This is a genomic window from Herbiconiux liukaitaii (assembly GCF_041927495.1).
GTDB lineage: Bacteria > Actinomycetota > Actinomycetes > Actinomycetales > Microbacteriaceae > Herbiconiux > Herbiconiux liukaitaii.
In genome coordinates, this window is record NZ_JBHFHG010000001.1 from 64,108 (window position 1) to 78,204 (window position 14,097).

General features: G+C 71.7%; 17 protein-coding genes and 1 tRNA gene. 6 read left to right on the forward strand and 12 right to left on the reverse strand.

The features are described from left to right. Positions 1–26 precede the first annotated feature (26 nt). On the reverse strand, positions 27–680 hold the full coding sequence (locus ACEXQC_RS00290) for a GntR family transcriptional regulator (protein ID WP_374817167.1): 654 nt from the start codon (positions 678–680) through the stop codon (positions 27–29). A 77-nt stretch (positions 681–757) separates the two neighbouring features. Here ACEXQC_RS00290 and ACEXQC_RS00295 point away from each other — a divergent pair, with 77 nt between their 5' ends. Further along, positions 758–1,999 carry an AI-2E family transporter gene (locus tag ACEXQC_RS00295; RefSeq protein WP_374817168.1) on the forward strand — a complete coding sequence of 414 codons (1,242 nt, stop codon included), beginning with the start codon at positions 758–760 and terminating at the stop codon, positions 1,997–1,999. A gap of 23 nt (positions 2,000–2,022) precedes the next feature. On the opposite strand, the gene ACEXQC_RS00300 is transcribed toward ACEXQC_RS00295, so the two are convergent. The 3 genes from ACEXQC_RS00300 to ACEXQC_RS00310 are packed head-to-tail and all read right to left on the reverse strand — an operon-like array spanning position 2,023 to position 3,497. Then, positions 2,023–2,445, reverse strand: a complete 423-nt coding sequence (locus tag ACEXQC_RS00300; protein WP_374817169.1) for a DUF3618 domain-containing protein — start codon at positions 2,443–2,445, stop codon at positions 2,023–2,025. Next, positions 2,445–2,675: a hypothetical protein gene (locus ACEXQC_RS00305; RefSeq protein WP_374817171.1), complete on the reverse strand. Its 231-nt coding sequence runs from the start codon at positions 2,673–2,675 to the stop codon at positions 2,445–2,447. Before ACEXQC_RS00305 ends, ACEXQC_RS00300 begins: the two co-directional genes overlap by 1 nt. Before the next feature lie 9 nt (positions 2,676–2,684). After that, a complete protein-coding gene (locus tag ACEXQC_RS00310) occupies positions 2,685–3,497 on the reverse strand; it encodes an NAD(P)H-hydrate epimerase (protein WP_374817268.1) in 813 nt (270 codons plus the stop codon). A 271-nt stretch (positions 3,498–3,768) separates the two neighbouring features. Here ACEXQC_RS00310 and ACEXQC_RS00315 point away from each other — a divergent pair, with 271 nt between their 5' ends. Both ACEXQC_RS00315 and ACEXQC_RS00320 read left to right on the forward strand, forming a co-directional pair. After that, positions 3,769–4,626, forward strand: coding sequence for an aggregation-promoting factor C-terminal-like domain-containing protein (locus ACEXQC_RS00315; protein ID WP_374817174.1), 858 nt, complete (start codon positions 3,769–3,771; stop codon positions 4,624–4,626). A 33-nt stretch (positions 4,627–4,659) separates the two neighbouring features. Further along, positions 4,660–5,868: a PP2C family protein-serine/threonine phosphatase gene (locus ACEXQC_RS00320; protein WP_374817176.1), complete on the forward strand. Its 1,209-nt coding sequence runs from the start codon at positions 4,660–4,662 to the stop codon at positions 5,866–5,868. On the opposite strand, the gene ACEXQC_RS00325 is transcribed toward ACEXQC_RS00320, so the two are convergent. Both ACEXQC_RS00325 and ACEXQC_RS00330 read right to left on the reverse strand, forming a co-directional pair. Next, the gene (locus ACEXQC_RS00325; RefSeq protein WP_374817178.1) at positions 5,869–6,288 is read right to left on the reverse strand and encodes an ATP-binding protein; all 420 of its coding nucleotides are present in this window, start codon (positions 6,286–6,288) and stop codon (positions 5,869–5,871) included. Then, on the reverse strand, positions 6,281–6,613 hold the full coding sequence (locus tag ACEXQC_RS00330; RefSeq protein WP_374817180.1) for an STAS domain-containing protein: 333 nt from the start codon (positions 6,611–6,613) through the stop codon (positions 6,281–6,283). Before ACEXQC_RS00330 ends, ACEXQC_RS00325 begins: the two co-directional genes overlap by 8 nt. Before the next feature lie 53 nt (positions 6,614–6,666). On the opposite strand from ACEXQC_RS00330, the gene ACEXQC_RS00335 reads away from it, so the two are divergent. Together ACEXQC_RS00335 and ACEXQC_RS00340 are read left to right on the forward strand one after the other, a co-directional pair. Continuing rightward, positions 6,667–6,882, forward strand: coding sequence for a hypothetical protein (locus tag ACEXQC_RS00335; RefSeq protein WP_374817182.1), 216 nt, complete (start codon positions 6,667–6,669; stop codon positions 6,880–6,882). Next, positions 6,879–7,454: a CDP-alcohol phosphatidyltransferase family protein gene (locus ACEXQC_RS00340; protein WP_374817183.1), complete on the forward strand. Its 576-nt coding sequence runs from the start codon at positions 6,879–6,881 to the stop codon at positions 7,452–7,454. The genes ACEXQC_RS00335 and ACEXQC_RS00340 overlap by 4 nt, the downstream gene beginning before the upstream one ends. Here the strand turns inward: ACEXQC_RS00340 and ACEXQC_RS00345 are convergent. From ACEXQC_RS00345 to ACEXQC_RS00365, 5 genes are all read right to left on the reverse strand, one after another. After that, positions 7,442–8,575, reverse strand: a complete 1,134-nt coding sequence (locus ACEXQC_RS00345) for a sulfate/molybdate ABC transporter ATP-binding protein (RefSeq protein ID WP_374817185.1) — start codon at positions 8,573–8,575, stop codon at positions 7,442–7,444. The genes ACEXQC_RS00340 and ACEXQC_RS00345 overlap by 13 nt on opposite strands. Beyond that, the gene (locus ACEXQC_RS00350; protein WP_374817187.1) at positions 8,572–9,399 is read right to left on the reverse strand and encodes an ABC transporter permease; all 828 of its coding nucleotides are present in this window, start codon (positions 9,397–9,399) and stop codon (positions 8,572–8,574) included. The genes ACEXQC_RS00345 and ACEXQC_RS00350 overlap by 4 nt, the downstream gene beginning before the upstream one ends. A gap of 8 nt (positions 9,400–9,407) precedes the next feature. Next, positions 9,408–10,181, reverse strand: coding sequence for a molybdate ABC transporter substrate-binding protein (gene modA / locus ACEXQC_RS00355; protein ID WP_374817188.1), 774 nt, complete (start codon positions 10,179–10,181; stop codon positions 9,408–9,410). 35 nt (positions 10,182–10,216) lie between these two features. Further along, positions 10,217–10,621, reverse strand: coding sequence for a TOBE domain-containing protein (locus tag ACEXQC_RS00360; protein WP_374817190.1), 405 nt, complete (start codon positions 10,619–10,621; stop codon positions 10,217–10,219). 33 nt (positions 10,622–10,654) lie between these two features. Continuing rightward, positions 10,655–10,728: transfer RNA gene (locus ACEXQC_RS00365), tRNA-Cys, on the reverse strand. Positions 10,729–10,788: 60 nt separating this feature from the next. On the opposite strand from ACEXQC_RS00365, the gene ACEXQC_RS00370 reads away from it, so the two are divergent. Beyond that, positions 10,789–11,340 carry a hypothetical protein gene (locus ACEXQC_RS00370; protein WP_374817192.1) on the forward strand — a complete coding sequence of 184 codons (552 nt, stop codon included), beginning with the start codon at positions 10,789–10,791 and terminating at the stop codon, positions 11,338–11,340. Positions 11,341–11,380: 40 nt separating this feature from the next. On the opposite strand, the gene ACEXQC_RS00375 is transcribed toward ACEXQC_RS00370, so the two are convergent. Then, positions 11,381–14,041 carry an ATP-dependent Clp protease ATP-binding subunit gene (locus tag ACEXQC_RS00375; protein ID WP_374817194.1) on the reverse strand — a complete coding sequence of 887 codons (2,661 nt, stop codon included), beginning with the start codon at positions 14,039–14,041 and terminating at the stop codon, positions 11,381–11,383. Between the last annotated feature and the right edge of the window lie 56 nt (positions 14,042–14,097).

The following is a 14,097-nucleotide window of genomic DNA, read 5'->3' on the forward strand; positions in this document are numbered from 1 at the left end:
CGCCCGCCCAGAAGTCGGCCGTGCGCTCAGCGCGCGAGCAGGCCGATGAGCTGCTCGGCCGAGTGCGCGAGGTGGTCGCGCACGGCCTGCTCGCCGCGCTCCGCGACGTCGAGGAGGAGGCGGTCGTGCTGCTCGGCCATCTCGTCGGCGGGCAGCAGCGGGCGCAGCTGGTTGAGGAAGAGCAGCAGCTCGCTCTCGAGCAGCGCGTGGGCCTCGGTGATGCGGGGGCTGCCTGCCGCGGCCACGAGGGCGTGGTGCAGAGCGGCGTGCGCGGCCTCGATGGCGCGGTGCTCGTGCGGCTGCGAGCGGCAGACGGCGCGCAGACGATCGTTGGCCTCGACCACGGCCGCCGGGAGGGCGAGCGGATGCGAGCCCGCTCGGTCGGCGAGCAGGCGCACGGCCTCGGCCTCGAGGGCGGTGCGGTACTCGAGCAGGGCGCGCACCTCGTCGGCGGTGAACGCTCGCACCCTGGCACCCCGGTACGGCTCGATCACGACGAGCCGCTCGGTCTCGAGCAGTCGGAGCGCGGCGCGCACGGTGTGCCGGTTGACACCGTGGGTCGCAGTGAGCGACTCCTCGCGGAGAGGGGCGCCCGGCGCGATCCCGGCGTCGAGGATGAGCTCGCGGAGCCGTGCGGCCACGGTCTCGACCGCGGTGGGTGCGGGCGGGTCGGAGCTCATGCCACGAGGCTAGCCGCTGAGCGCACGCGGGGCGGGGCCATCGAGCGTGCGGACCGCATCCGTGTCAGTCTGGACCCATGTCCTCCGACGATCCCAACCCGCGGCCGAGCCTGCGCTCCCTGTTCACCGACAAGTTCGGGCACCTGAGCGTGCGCAGCCTGCAGGTCATCATCGTGCTCGTGCTCGCCACGGTCGTGGTGTTCGCGCTGCTCCAGCTCAAGCTCGTGGTCATCCCCGTGCTGCTCGCGCTCATCATCGCGGCGGCCCTCAGCCCCGTGCTGCGCTGGCTCAAGAGCCGGGGCCTGCCGGCCATCGCCGCGACCTGGATCACGCTGCTCGCGGGCGTCGTGGTGTTCGGCGGCATCGTCACGCTCATCGTGCTCGCCGTGCGCGGGCAGTGGCGCGAGCTCGGGCAGTCGGCCGTCGAGGGCATCGACAGCCTGCACGACTACGTGCTCGGGCTGCCCTTCGACATCGACCAGGCGCAGCTCGACTCGTTCCGCGACTCGGTGGTCGACTTCCTCACCAGCAGCCAGTTCGGCAGCGGCGCCCTCGCCGGGGTCTCGGTGGCGGGCGAGATCATCACGGGAGCCCTCCTGACGATCGTCATCCTCTTCTTCTTCATGAAGGACGGGCCGTGGATCTGGAAGTTCCTGCTCAAGCCGTTCAAGGGCTACCGGCACGAGCGCGGAGAGCGCATCGGCAGCACGACCGTGCGGGTGCTCGGCGGCTACGTGCGCGGCACGGCGACGGTCGCGTTCGTCGACGCCGCGGCGATCGGCATCGGGCTCGCCATCCTCGGCGTGCCGCTGGCCCTGCCGCTCGCGATCATCGTGTTCATGGGCGCGTTCATCCCGCTCATCGGTGCCACCCTGGCGGGTGTGCTCGCCGCACTCGTGGCGCTCGTGGCCAATGGGCCGCTCGTCGCGCTCATCGTGATCGCGATCGTCATCGCGGTCAACCAGCTCGAGGGCAACTTCCTGCAGCCGGTCGTGATGGCGCAGTCGCTCAAGCTGCACCCGCTCGTCATCCTCATCGCGCTGACAGCCGGCACCATCCTCGGCGGCATCGTCGGGGCGGTGCTCTCGGTGCCGATCGCGGCCGTGGGCTGGGCGATCGTGAAGACCTGGAACGGGGAGCCGGATCCGCCCGCCGAGCCGCCTCGCCTGCGCAAGAAGCCGAAGCGGCCGGTGCCGGCGGGTGCCCTTGCATCCGGCCCGGTTCCCGCATCCGGCCCGGCCCCCGCATCCGGAGCCGCCCCAGCCACCAGCTCTGGCTCCGCTGCCGGCTCGGCACCCGCCGAGGCTCCTGGCCCGTAGGCCCGACCTCGGCGGGACGCCCGCTACTTGAGGATGGCGCGCACCACGAGCGCGATGCCCGCGCCCACGGCGGCGACGGCGGCCACCGCTCCGATGGCCGCGGCGGGGTGGCGCTTGACGCCCTCCACCGGGTCGGCCTTCACGTCTTCGACGATCTCGCGGGTGAGCGATCCGACGTCGAGGCGGTGCTCGAGCTCGTCGACGAGCTCCGCGAGCCGCGCCCGCTGCGACGCGATGTCGGCCTGCAGCTCACTGCGGCTGCGCTGAGGCGGCGCGTCGGCGTCGTCGGACGCGGCGGAAGACCGGTCGGGCTGAACCGACTTGGCCTTCACGGCCGCGCGCGCGACCTCGACGACCGCGCCGGGAACGCTCAGCTGGTCCTCGGCGGGGTTGCCCGTGGGGCCGGCCACACCCGGGGTCTTGGACTTCGCGTCGGCCTTCGCCATCAGCGCTTGACCTTGTGGATGATCTCGTCGGCCTTCTCGCCGACCTTCTCGCCCACGATGCCCGCTGCGGTGCCGAGAGCGTCGCCCGCGTTGTGCACGGCGGACTGCACGTGCTCGTCGTTCCACAGCTCCTTGGCCTTCGAGCTGATCTGCTCGTAGCGTCGGTGGCCGGCCTTGCTGCCGAGCACGTAGCCGAGTGCGAAGGCGGTGATCAATGCGATCTTCTTCATGAGTTGCTCCTAGCCGCGGTCCGCCCGATGACGGTCCTGTTGCTCCATCGTCGCGCGCTTCGCCGAATCCGCAACCTTCGGGGTCGTGCTTTCACGGCGGATGACCGGGTGCACGAGGGCCAGATCCTCCTCGATCCCGATCGGCACGAGCACGAGCTCTCCCGCCAGCTCGGCGCCCCTGCCGCCCAGGAGCCCCGCCTTGACGCCCCCGAAGGTGACGGTCACGGTGGCCGGGAGCACGACGTCGTCGGCCGTCTCACCGGTGTCGGGATCGATGCCGCTCGGCACGTCGACCGCCACCACCGGCGGGAGCGACCCCGGTGCATCCTGTGCCCCGCCCGCCGCGAGAAGACGGCCGACGACCTCGCGCGCCGGCCCACGGAGGGCGAGGGAGCCCGAGGAGACGCCGATGCCGAGGATGCCGTCGACGATCACGCAGACATCGCCGAGTGAGGTGGGGAGCGCCTCGATCAGCGCGGGGTCGACATCGGGGAACTCCACGCCGGCGGCGCGCGCCGCGGCGGCGCCGGTCTCGTGGAGACGGCTGCCGAGAGCGAGGGCGCGCACGGGGAATCCGGCCTCGGCCAGCTCGGCGCCGGCGAAGAGGGCGTCGCCGCCGTTGGATCCGGAGCCCACGAGCAGGAGCACCGTGGAGGGGCGCGGATCGCCGGTTCCCCCGGCTGCGGTCGCGGCACCTTTGGTGTCGATCAGGCGGCGGATCTCCTGCGCCAGCCCGTGCGCCGCCCGCTGCATGAGGGGCTCCCCGGCGGCGAGGTGGGGCGCCTCCGTGTCGCGCACCTGCTGCGCCGTGTATGCGTGCATCACACGCCCATCCTGGGCTCGTGCGCGGATTCCATTGGGGTGTATGGAGTCTTCTCCCAGAAAGCCTGCTCATACTTGTGGCTTCAATCGTTCTTGCGGGTGACCTGTGGTCGGCCCCCGAACGACAGAGTGACCCGAACACCACGCAGAAGCCGTGACGGCTTCACAGTGACCCGACACCGACCGTCACCGCCACCGCCCCGCCGAGGCGTCGCGCGCCCGCGCCGACCCTCGCCGAGGCATGCCCAGGTGGCCGAAACCCAGGGAAGACATGCTCCAGGCCCCACCCGACCCCACCCGCCGCTCCCTCCGAGAAGCACGTCGCCCCGCCCCCGGCCGGGGCCGCGCCGCCATCGCCCCCGTGGCCGCCACGCTCGTGGCCGGTCTGCTCGTGACGGGAGGCGCCTTCGCGAATCCGCTCGTGGCGCACGCCGAGAGCGTGACGGCGACGCGCACCATGCCCACCACGGCCGCCTCGATAGCCGAAGACGACTCCGCTGCCACCGCTCTCTTCGAGCGCACCGCCGAGCGCGCCGACGAGCGCGCCGCCACCGCGCTGGCCGAGGGCAACGCCCTGCTGAGCGCCGTGAAGGGCAAGGTCGACACGGCACCGCTCACGGCCTCGCTCGCGTCGCTCGTGAACTACGAGTACCTCGACACCACCACCGTGCAGTCGCTCTCGACCGACGTGCTCCTGCAGAGCGACACGGCGAGGAACCAGGCCGCCGTGGTCGACCAGGCCGCCGCCGACGCTGCCGCCCAGGCCGCCGCCGAGGCCGCAGCGGCCGAGCAGGCTGCCGCCGAGCGACTCGCTCTGGCGAACACGCCCGACGGCGCCCGAGCCGTGGCCGCCGACATGGTGGCCGCGCGCGGCTGGGGCAGCGACCAGATGCAGTGCCTCGACTCGCTCTGGACCAAGGAGTCGGGCTGGAACTACCAGGCGGAGAACGCCTCGAGCGGCGCCTACGGCATCCCTCAGTCGCTGCCCGGCAGCAAGATGGCCACCGTGGCCGACGACTGGGCCACCAACGCCGTGACCCAGATCACCTGGGGCCTCGACTACATCGCCCGCGGCTACGGCACCCCGTGCTCGGCATGGTCGCACTCGCAGTCGGTCAACTGGTACTGAGCCCCGACTCCGGCGGTGAGTACGCTGGACCACATGGGTGACATGGGCGACACGGGCGCGGACCGCAGGGCGAGCGACCACGAGCGGTTCGAGGAGCTGCGGGTGGCCGCCGTCGAGCGCCTCAACCTGTTCGCCACGCCGGGCGAGGAGCGCTTCGACCGCATCACGCGCATCGCCCGCGAGCTCTTCGACGTGCCCGTGGCCGAGATCAACCTGCTCGACCAGACGCAGCAATTCACGAAGTCGCCCCAGCCGCGCGACGCGAACCCGTTCGCCCCTCGGTCGCAGTCGTTCTGCGACATCGCCATCCAGCGCCCCGGGGTGCTCGTGGTGCCCGATGCCACGAAGGACGAGCGGTTCGCCTCGCGCGACACGGTCACGGGCGAGCGCCACATCCGCTTCTACGTCGGGCGACCGCTCAGCCTCGGCGACGACTTGAGGGTGGGCACGCTCTGTCTTGTCGACACCACCCCGCGCGAGTTCAGCGACGAGCAGCTGAAGCTGCTCGAGGAGATCGGCGACTGGGTGGAGCGCGAGCTGCAGGACTCGGCCGACCTCGATCGCGCCGCCGAGGTGCAGCAGCAGCTGCTGCCGATGGGTCAGCCGGGTCTGCCGATGTTCGAGGTGGCGGGCGTGTGCCTGCCCTCGCGCACGGTGGCCGGCGACTTCTACTCCTGGCACGGCACGGAGGGCCGCATCGAGCTCACCCTCGCCGATGTGATGGGCAAGGGCACGGCCGGCGCCATCCTCGCCGCCACGGTGCGCGCCGCGTTCCAGGCGCAGACGGGGGTCGACGTGCTGCCGGCGGTCGAGCAGGTCAACGAGCAGTTGGCTCTCGACCTGGGTGCGACCGGATCGTTCGCGACCCTCTTCCACGCCAGGATCGACACGACGACAGGCCGGATGGACTTCGCGGATGCGGGCCACGGTCTCACGATCGTGCTGCACCCCGACGGCTCCTCCGAGCGCCTCGAGGCCACGGGCCTGCCCATCGGCATCGTGGCCGACGGGCTGTGGACGGCCTCCGAGACGGTTCTCGGCGCCGGCGACCGCCTCATCACCTTCACCGACGGCCTGCTCGACCTCTACGACGGCACCCTCGAGTCGCTCGACGAGATCGCGGCGCTCGTGTCAGGGGCCGACAGCCCCGCCGACGCCGTGCGGGCGATCACCGAGCTCGTGCGCGCGGCCGACAGAGCCGACGACGACGTGACGGCGGTCGTGGTCTTCCGCAGCGCCTAGCTAGCTCTCCGCGGCGGCTCTGGCCTTGGTGATCGACCAGACGTTGCGCTCGTCGATGCGCTCGTAGCGGAGGTCGTCGACGAGGGCCTGGATGAGCGCGATGCCGCGGCCCGACTCGGCGAGCTCGTCGGGCATCGACCTGGCCACGAGCACGATGCCGCCCGCATCCGCGGTGTCGGTGAGGGAGGCGGTGAGGCCGTTCTCGTCGGCGTTGACGGTGAGCACGCACGTGACCCCGCCCTCGCCGGCCGCGTGCTGGATGACGTTGGCGGCGAGCTCCACGAGTGCCGTCTCGAAGGCCATGCGGTCGTGCTCGCTCACCTCGGGGTTGGCGGCCCACACGGTCTCGAGGAACTCGTGCACGGCGTCGACGTCGTCCGGCGGCGCGATGAAGACGAGGTTCTTGCGCTCCTCAGTCACCGAAGGCCTCCTCCACGCTCGGGTAGGCGGGGAGGATGGTGTCGACCTTCGAGAGCCTCAGCACCATGGCGACCTGGGTCGACGGCTTCACGATCCGCAGGTCGCCGCCCTTCTCCCTGGTCGCCTTGAGGCCCGCGATGAGGGCACCGAGACCGGACGAGTCCATGAAGGGCACGCGGGAGAGATCGACGACGATGCGCACGTGGTCCTCGCCTGTGAGTCTCGCGACGGTCTCGCGGAGCACCGGTCCCGAGACCATGTTGAGGCGCCCGTCTCCCCGGATCACGACGATGTCGTCTCCGATCGATTCGGTCTGGAACTCCATTGCCGGATACCCCCTAGAAGTAAGCTGAACCCAGGCTAGCGAAAGGAGAGGTGATGCCCGACCCCGAACGCGCCATCGCGCGCATCGTGCAGACCTACCCCGACGTGAAGGTCGTGCTGAGCGACATGGTGTTCAGCGACTCCTACTTCCACCAGGCGGGGCCCGGTGGTGGAACGCTCTACATCAACGCCGAGCTCACCGAGATCATCGCCGCCCAGCCGGGCTGGACGGGCACGATCATCACGACAGAGTCGATGCCCGACGCGTGAACATCCCCAACAGCATCTCCCTCGGGCGGCTGATCGTTCTGACGCCGCTGTTCGTGGTGGTGCTGCTGGTGTGGGAGAGCCCGTTCTGGGCGCTCATGGTGCTCGTGGTGCTCGGCGTCACCGACTGGGCAGACGGATTCATCGCCCGGCGGTTCGACCTCATCACCGATCTGGGCAAGAAGCTCGATCCGATCGCCGACCGGGTGAGCCAGTTCGTGGTGTGCGTGACGCTCGTGGTGGCGGGGATCGTGCCGCTGTGGATGGCGGTGGTGCTGCTCGTGGCCGATCTGCTGCTGGGCGTGACGGCGCTCGTGACGAAGCCGGGCATCGTGCCGGTGCGGTGGATGGGGCGGCTCCGCACGGTGCTGCTGATGGTGGGGTTCCCGCTGCTGCTGCTCATCGAGTGGCTGGCGCCCGGTGATGCGGGGCTCGAGCTGTTCGGGCTCGTGGTGGTGGGCGTGGGGGTGGTGCTGCACGCGCTGGCGAACGTGGAGTACACGGTGCGGCTCATCGTGGGGCGACGGCGGGTCGACACCGAGGCCTCGGTGCTCGCAGCTCGTCAGCGCGGGTAGATCGCGGCGGCGACCGGATCGAAGGTGCACCACACGGGGGTGCCCGGCTCGAGGTCGAGGGCCGCTGCTGCTGCGGGGGTGAGGTCGGCGGCGATCCGTTCGGTGCGCACGCGCACGAGGTCGCCGCGCGGTTCGAGGTCGAGCACGGTGCCGGCCACGACGTTCGGGCCCGCGGAGGCGCCGGGGTCGGAGGTGTGTACCGAGACGTGCGCCGGGCGCACCGAGACGGCCGCTCGCGCACCCACCGCGGGAGGCCCCGCCGGGTGGGTGGAGGACGTGGGTGCCACGGTGAGCGTGAGCGTGAGCGGGGTGTCGGGTGGGGGATCCACCTCGAGGGAGAGGTGGGCTGACGCGGTGTCGGCGGCGACTACGGTGCCGAGGAAGAGGTCGAGGGCGGCGAGGCCCGCCGCGAAGGGGCTCGTGGGGTGCTCGAGCACCTCGCGGGTGGGGCCCTCGTCGACGATGCGGCCGGCCTCGAGCACGATCACGCGGTCGGCGAGGGTGAAGGCGTCGAGGATGTCGTGGGTGACGATCACGGCCGTGCGGTGCTCGAGCACGCGGCGGAGCGTGCGCCTGAGGGCTGGTGCCACCTCGGCGTCGAGGGCCGAGAGCGGCTCGTCGAGCAGCAGCAGCCTGGGGTCGGCGGCCAGGGCGCGCGCCACGGCGATGCGCTGAGCCTGACCGCCCGAGAGCTGCTGGGGCCGACGCCGGGCGAACTCCAGGGCGTCGACCTCGGCGAGCCAGTGCCGGGCCTGCTCATCGGCGGCCGAGCGGGTTCTCCGAGCCTCACCTCGCGCGCTGCGCGGTCCGAAGGCCACGTTGTCGACCACGCTCAGATGCGGGAACAGCAGCGGTTCCTGCGCGAGCAGCGCCACGGCGCGCTCGTGCGCGGGCCGCCACCGGCGCGGTGGCCGACCGGCCGCCGCGGGGAGGTCGAACAGCACCTCGCCGTCGAGCACCGCACGACCCGAATCGGGGCGCAGCAGTCCCGCGAGCAGCGCGAGCAGCGTCGACTTTCCCGCCCCGTTCGCCCCGAGCACGGCCACCGTCTCGCCTTCGGCCACGGTGAACGCGACGTCGAACCCGCGCTCGCCCACACGAGCCTCGAACTCGAGCATCACGAACCCCGCCCGCGGAAGGGGCCCTCGCCCGCCTGGTGGGCCACGCTCACGACTGCGACGGCCACCACGACGAGCACGAGCGAGAGCGCGACCGCCGCATCCGGATCCGTCTCGCGCTGCAGGTAGATCTCGAGCGGGAGCGTGCGGGTGACGCCCTGCAGGCTGCCCGCGAAGGTGAGGGTGGCGCCGAACTCGCCGAGTGCGCGTGCGAACGAGAGCACGGCCCCCGAGACGAGGGCGGGCAGCACGAGCGGCAGCGTGATGCGGCGAAGCACCGTGCCGGGTGCCGCCCCGAGGGTGGCGCCGACGGCCTCGTAGCGGGTGCCGACCGTGCGCAGGGCCCCTTCGAGGCTCAGCACGAGGAAGGGCAGCGCCACGAAGGTCTGCGCGAGCACCACCGCGGTGGTGGAGAAGGCGATCGGGATGCCGAGAAGCTCGAACGTCGATCCGAGCAGCCCGCGCCGGCCGAACGTGTAGAGCAGGGCGATGCCGCCCACGACAGGGGGCAGCACGAGGGGCAGCAGCACGAGCGAGCGCAGGATCCGCTGGCCCCGGATGCGCGTGCGAGCGAGCACGATCGCCATCGGCACCCCCAGCAGCACGCACAGCACCGTGGCCGCGAGCGAGGTGCGGAGGCTCAGCCCGAGCGCGTCGAGCGACGACGGCGAGGTGATGAGGGGCACGAACTCCGCCCAGTCCACGCGCAGCACGATCGCCGCGAGCGGCACCACCACGAAGAGCGCGCCCACGACGGCCACGGCGGCCACCCAGCGCGGCACGCCGAGCGACGGGGAGGGGGAGGGAGAGAGGCGGGAGGGGCGCACGGCGGGGCCTACCGCGGTGCGCCGAAGCCGGCGGCCTCGAGCACCGCGCGGCCGGTGCTGCCGGTGACGAACCGCACGAAGCCCGCGGCGGTGTCGGCGTGGGCGGATGCGGCGACGGTCGCGATCGGATAGGTGTTGACGACCTCGGTCGACTCGGGGAACGCGACCTCCTCGACGGCGTCACCGGCCGCGATGACGTCGGTGACGTAGACGAGCCCGGCATCCGCCTCGCCGCTCGTGACCTTGCCGAGCACGTCGGTGACGGAGGACTCCTCGCTCACGGGTGCGATGTCGACTCCCGTGGCCTCCTCGAGGGCGGCCGTGGCCGCGCCGCACGGCACCTGGGGGGCGCAGACCACGGTCGTGACGTCGGGCGAGGCCAGATCGGCGAACCCCGAGACACCGCCCGGGTTGCCGGGAGGCACGGCGATGGTGAGCACGTTCGTGGCGAAGTCGACGGCGGACGCCTCGTCGATGAGTCCGGCGTCGGTGAGCCTCGACAGGGTGCTCTCGTCGGCCGAGGCGAACACGTCGGCGGGAGCGCCCTCGGCGATCTGGGTGGCCAGGTCGGAGCTCCCGGCGAAGCTGAGCTGCACCGTGACGCCGGGGTTCTCGGCCTCGAACCGCTCGGCCAGCTCGGTGAAGGTGCCCTGGAGCGAGGCGGCGGCGAAGACCGTGATGCTGGACCCGGTTCCGGTACCGGTCCCGGACCCCGTCTCGCCCGCGCCGACGACCGCGGTGCTCGGGCCGGCGCACGCGGCGAGAAGGGCGCAGGCGGCCATCGCGGCCATCCCCGCCCCAGCTGCGCGCCGCCAGCTCACGCCTTGCCGCCCGGGGTCTCGATGATGACGGTGGTGGCCTTCACCACGGCGATCGCCACCGAGCCGAGCTCGAGCCCGAGCTCGCGCACGGCCTCGCTCGAGAGCAGGGAGACGACGCGGTGCGGGCCGCATTGCAGCTCCACCTGCGCCATGACGGTGTCGACGGTGATGTCGGTGACGATGCCCACGAAGCGGTTGCGCGCACTTCGACCCACCTCGGAGGGGTCGGCGGGCAGCACCGCGTTCTTCTTGGCCAGCTGCGCGAGCGAGAGGCCGTCGACGACGGTGCGCCCCGAGTCGTCGCGGTCGGACCCGAGCAGACCGGAGTCGATCCACCTGCGCACGGTGTCGTCGCTCACGCCGAGATAGAGCGCGGCATCCTTGATCCGTATCTGAGTCACGGATCCGACTCTACTTCCTCATCTGAGGATGAATGGAGGCACCTACGGGATTCGAACCCGTGTACACGGTTTTGCAGACCGCTGCGTAGCCACTCCGCCAAGGCGCCGGGGTGTCCGTCGACCCTAGCCGACGCCACGGGCTCAGCCGCCTTTGTTACAGTGGACGTGTGACAACGGTGTCTAGCAGGCGGGCAGTCCTGCGCTTCTCCACTGCCGGGGGAGTCGCCACCTTCCTCTCCAGCTTCTTCTCGATCCAGGCCGTCGTGGCGATCTCGGCCAAGGTCGACCTCGGGTTCTCCGGATCGTTCGTGCTGCTCGGCGCGCAGATCGCGCTGCTGCTCGCGGTGTGCTCCGCGCTCGGCGCGGCCCTCGGTTGGCGGAACGGCGCCCGACTGATGCCGACCCGCGCGGGTGCGGTGCTCGTGGGGGTGGCTGCATCGCTCTTCGTGGTGGTCGCGGCCATCGTGACGACGGTCGCGCTCGTGCCCGAGCTGTGGGTGGTGCTCTGGATCGTGACCGTGCCCGCCATCGCCGGCGGCCTCGCGGCCGCGTTCTCGGTGCGCCGACTGCAGCGTGAGCGGGAGGGCGACTCGGCCCCGGCGACTTCGCCGAGACTCAGCACGCTCACCGAGTTCGTGCTCGACCGCCTGCGCGCCCCCGACGAGGTGCTGCTCCACGACCCGCGCCCCCGACGCGTCGCCGCCCGCCGCGCCGGGTAGGCGGGGCGGGCGACGGCTGGCAGCGGAGTGCTGGATCGGGTCAGGCCGCCAGGAGCTCCGTGGGAGCCGAGGCGGAGGTCACCGTGAGGGAGCCGTCGGCCGCGTCGAGCACGACCTCGCCCCCATCCACGAGTGATCCGGAGACCAGCAGGTCGGCGATCCGGTCGTCGACGTGGCGCTGGATGACCCGGCGCAGCGGCCGGGCACCGTACTCGGGCTCGTAGCCCGTCTCGGCCATCCAGTCGATCGCCGCATCCGTGACCGTGAGCGTCATCTCGCGAGCACCGAGCCGGGTACGCGTGGCACCCAGCAGCAGCGACACGATCTGCCGCAGCTGCGCCTTCTCGAGCTTGCGGAACAGCACGATCTCGTCGATCCGGTTGAGGAACTCCGGCCGCATCGCCTCACGCAGCTTGCCCATCACGCGGTCGCGCAGAGCCTTGTCCGAGCCGAAGCCCGTGGCGTCGTACGACCCGTCGGCCGCGGCCGCCACGAAGCCCATCGCGCCCGACCGGGAGGCCAGGAACTCCGAACCGAGGTTCGAGGTCATGATGACCACGGTGTTGCGGAAGTCGACCGTGCGCCCCTGCGAGTCGGTGAGCCGACCGTCGTCGAGCACCTGCAGGAGCAGGTTGAAGACATCCGGGTGCGCCTTCTCGATCTCGTCGAACAGCACCACCGAGTAGGGGTTGCGACGCACGCGCTCGGTGAGCTGACCGGCCTCGTCGTAGCCGACGTACCCGGGAGGGGCACCGACAAGACGGGAGACGGTGTGGCGCTCGCCGAACTCCGACATGTCGAAGCGCAGCATGGCCGAGGCGTCGCCGAACAGCGACTCCGCGAGCGACTTGGCGAGCTCGGTCTTGCCCACGCCGGTGGGGCCGAGGAAGAGGAACGAGCCGATCGGCCGGTTCGCGTCTCCCATGCCCGTGCGGTTGCGGCGCACGGCCTTGGCCACCACGGTCACGGCGTCGTCCTGCCCGATCACGCGCTCGTGCAGCTCGCCCTCGAGGGCGGCCAGACGGGTGCGGTCGACGTCGCCGAGGCGGGAGATCGGGATGCCCGTGGACCGCGAGATCACCGCGGCGATCTCGGCTTCATCCACGACCGCATCCAGGTCGATCCCGCCTGAGGCGCGCTCCGAGGCGACCCGGTGCGCCACCGAGGTGGCCTCGGCCAGCTGGTGCTGGATGTCCTCGATCTCGTCGCGGATGCGCGAGGCCTCCTCGTAGTGCTCGGCCGAGACGGCCGCGTTCTTGGCGCCCTCGAGAGCGGCGAGGTCGGCCTGCAGGCCCGAGATGTCGACCACCTCGGGAGCCTTGCCGAGCGAGAGCCGCAGTCGCGCGCCGGCCTGGTCGATGAGGTCGATGGCCTTGTCGGGCAGGAAGCGGTCGCTCACGTAGCGCGCCGAGAGCTCGACGGCCGCGGTGAGCGCGGCATCCGTGTACGAGACGCCGTGGTGCTCCTCGTAGGCGGGGCGGAGGCCCTGCAGGATGAGCACGGCGTCGTCGGCCGAGGGCTCGCCCACCGTGACGGGCGAGAAGCGCCGCTCGAGGGCGGGATCCTTCTCGATGCCGCGGTACTCCTTGAGCGTGGTGGCGCCCACGAGGTGCAGGTCGCCGCGCGCCAGGCGGGGCTTCAGGATGTTGCCCGCGTCCATTCCGCCCTCGCCTGAACCACCGGCGCCGACCACGGTGTGGATCTCGTCGATGAACACGATGATCTCGTCCTTGTGCGCCGAGATCTCGTCCATGAGCGTCGTCAGGCGCTCCTCGAAGTCGCCGCGGTAGCGGGTGCCCGCGAGCATGGCGGGAAGGTCGAGCGACACCACGCGCTTGTCGCGCAGCTGCTCGGGCACACCGCCGTCGACGATCGCCTGCGCGATGCCGTCGACGATCGCGGTCTTGCCCACGCCGGCCTCGCCGATCAGCACGGGGTTGTTCTTGGTGCGGCGGGAGAGGATCTCGACGGTCTGCTCGATCTCGTCGAGCCGCCCGACCACGGGGTCGAGCTCGCCGGCCGCGGCCAGCGCCGTGAGGTCGGTGCCGAACTTGTCGAGCGTGGGGGTGTCGGAGGCGGCGTCGGGCGCCGCTCCGGTGCCTGAGGCGCTCGTGCGGGTGGGGTCGGAGGCGGAGGCGGATCCGTCGCCGCCCGCCTGCACGTTCTGCCGCATGCCCTCCTGCAGGGCGTCGGGGGTGACGCCTGCGGCGGCGAGCACCTGGCCGGCGGGGGAGTCCTGCGCGATCACGAGCGCGAAGAAGAGGTGCTCGGGATCGATGTAGGTCGACCCGGAGGCGCGGGCCACCTGGTAGGCGTGGAAGAGCGCGCGCTGGGCGCTCGGCGTGAGGTTGGGGGCGACGACGCGATCGCTGCTCTCGCGCGGGAGGCGCTGCTCGGCCGCGTCGGCCACGGCGCGCGGGTCGGCGCCCACGCCGCGGATGGCCTCGGCCGCCGGCGACACCGGCGCGATGGTGCGCAGGATGTGCAGCGCGTCGAGCTCGGAGTGACCGTGCTCGACGGCGTAGCTGCCGGCCTGGGAGAGGAGCTCCTGGGTGCGGCGGCTGATGAGCTTGGAGAGGTCGATGGAGCGCCCGGCCCTCGCCGCGCGCTGCTCGCCCTCGAGGTAGCGGGCGAGGAACTCGTCGAACGAGTTGGCGCCGGTGTTGTCAGTGGACCCCTCAGGGGTGAAGTTCTCGGGCACGAAACCTCCTGGTTTGAAACTTGAGTGCCATACGCTCAAGTTCAACGCCGGCGGGG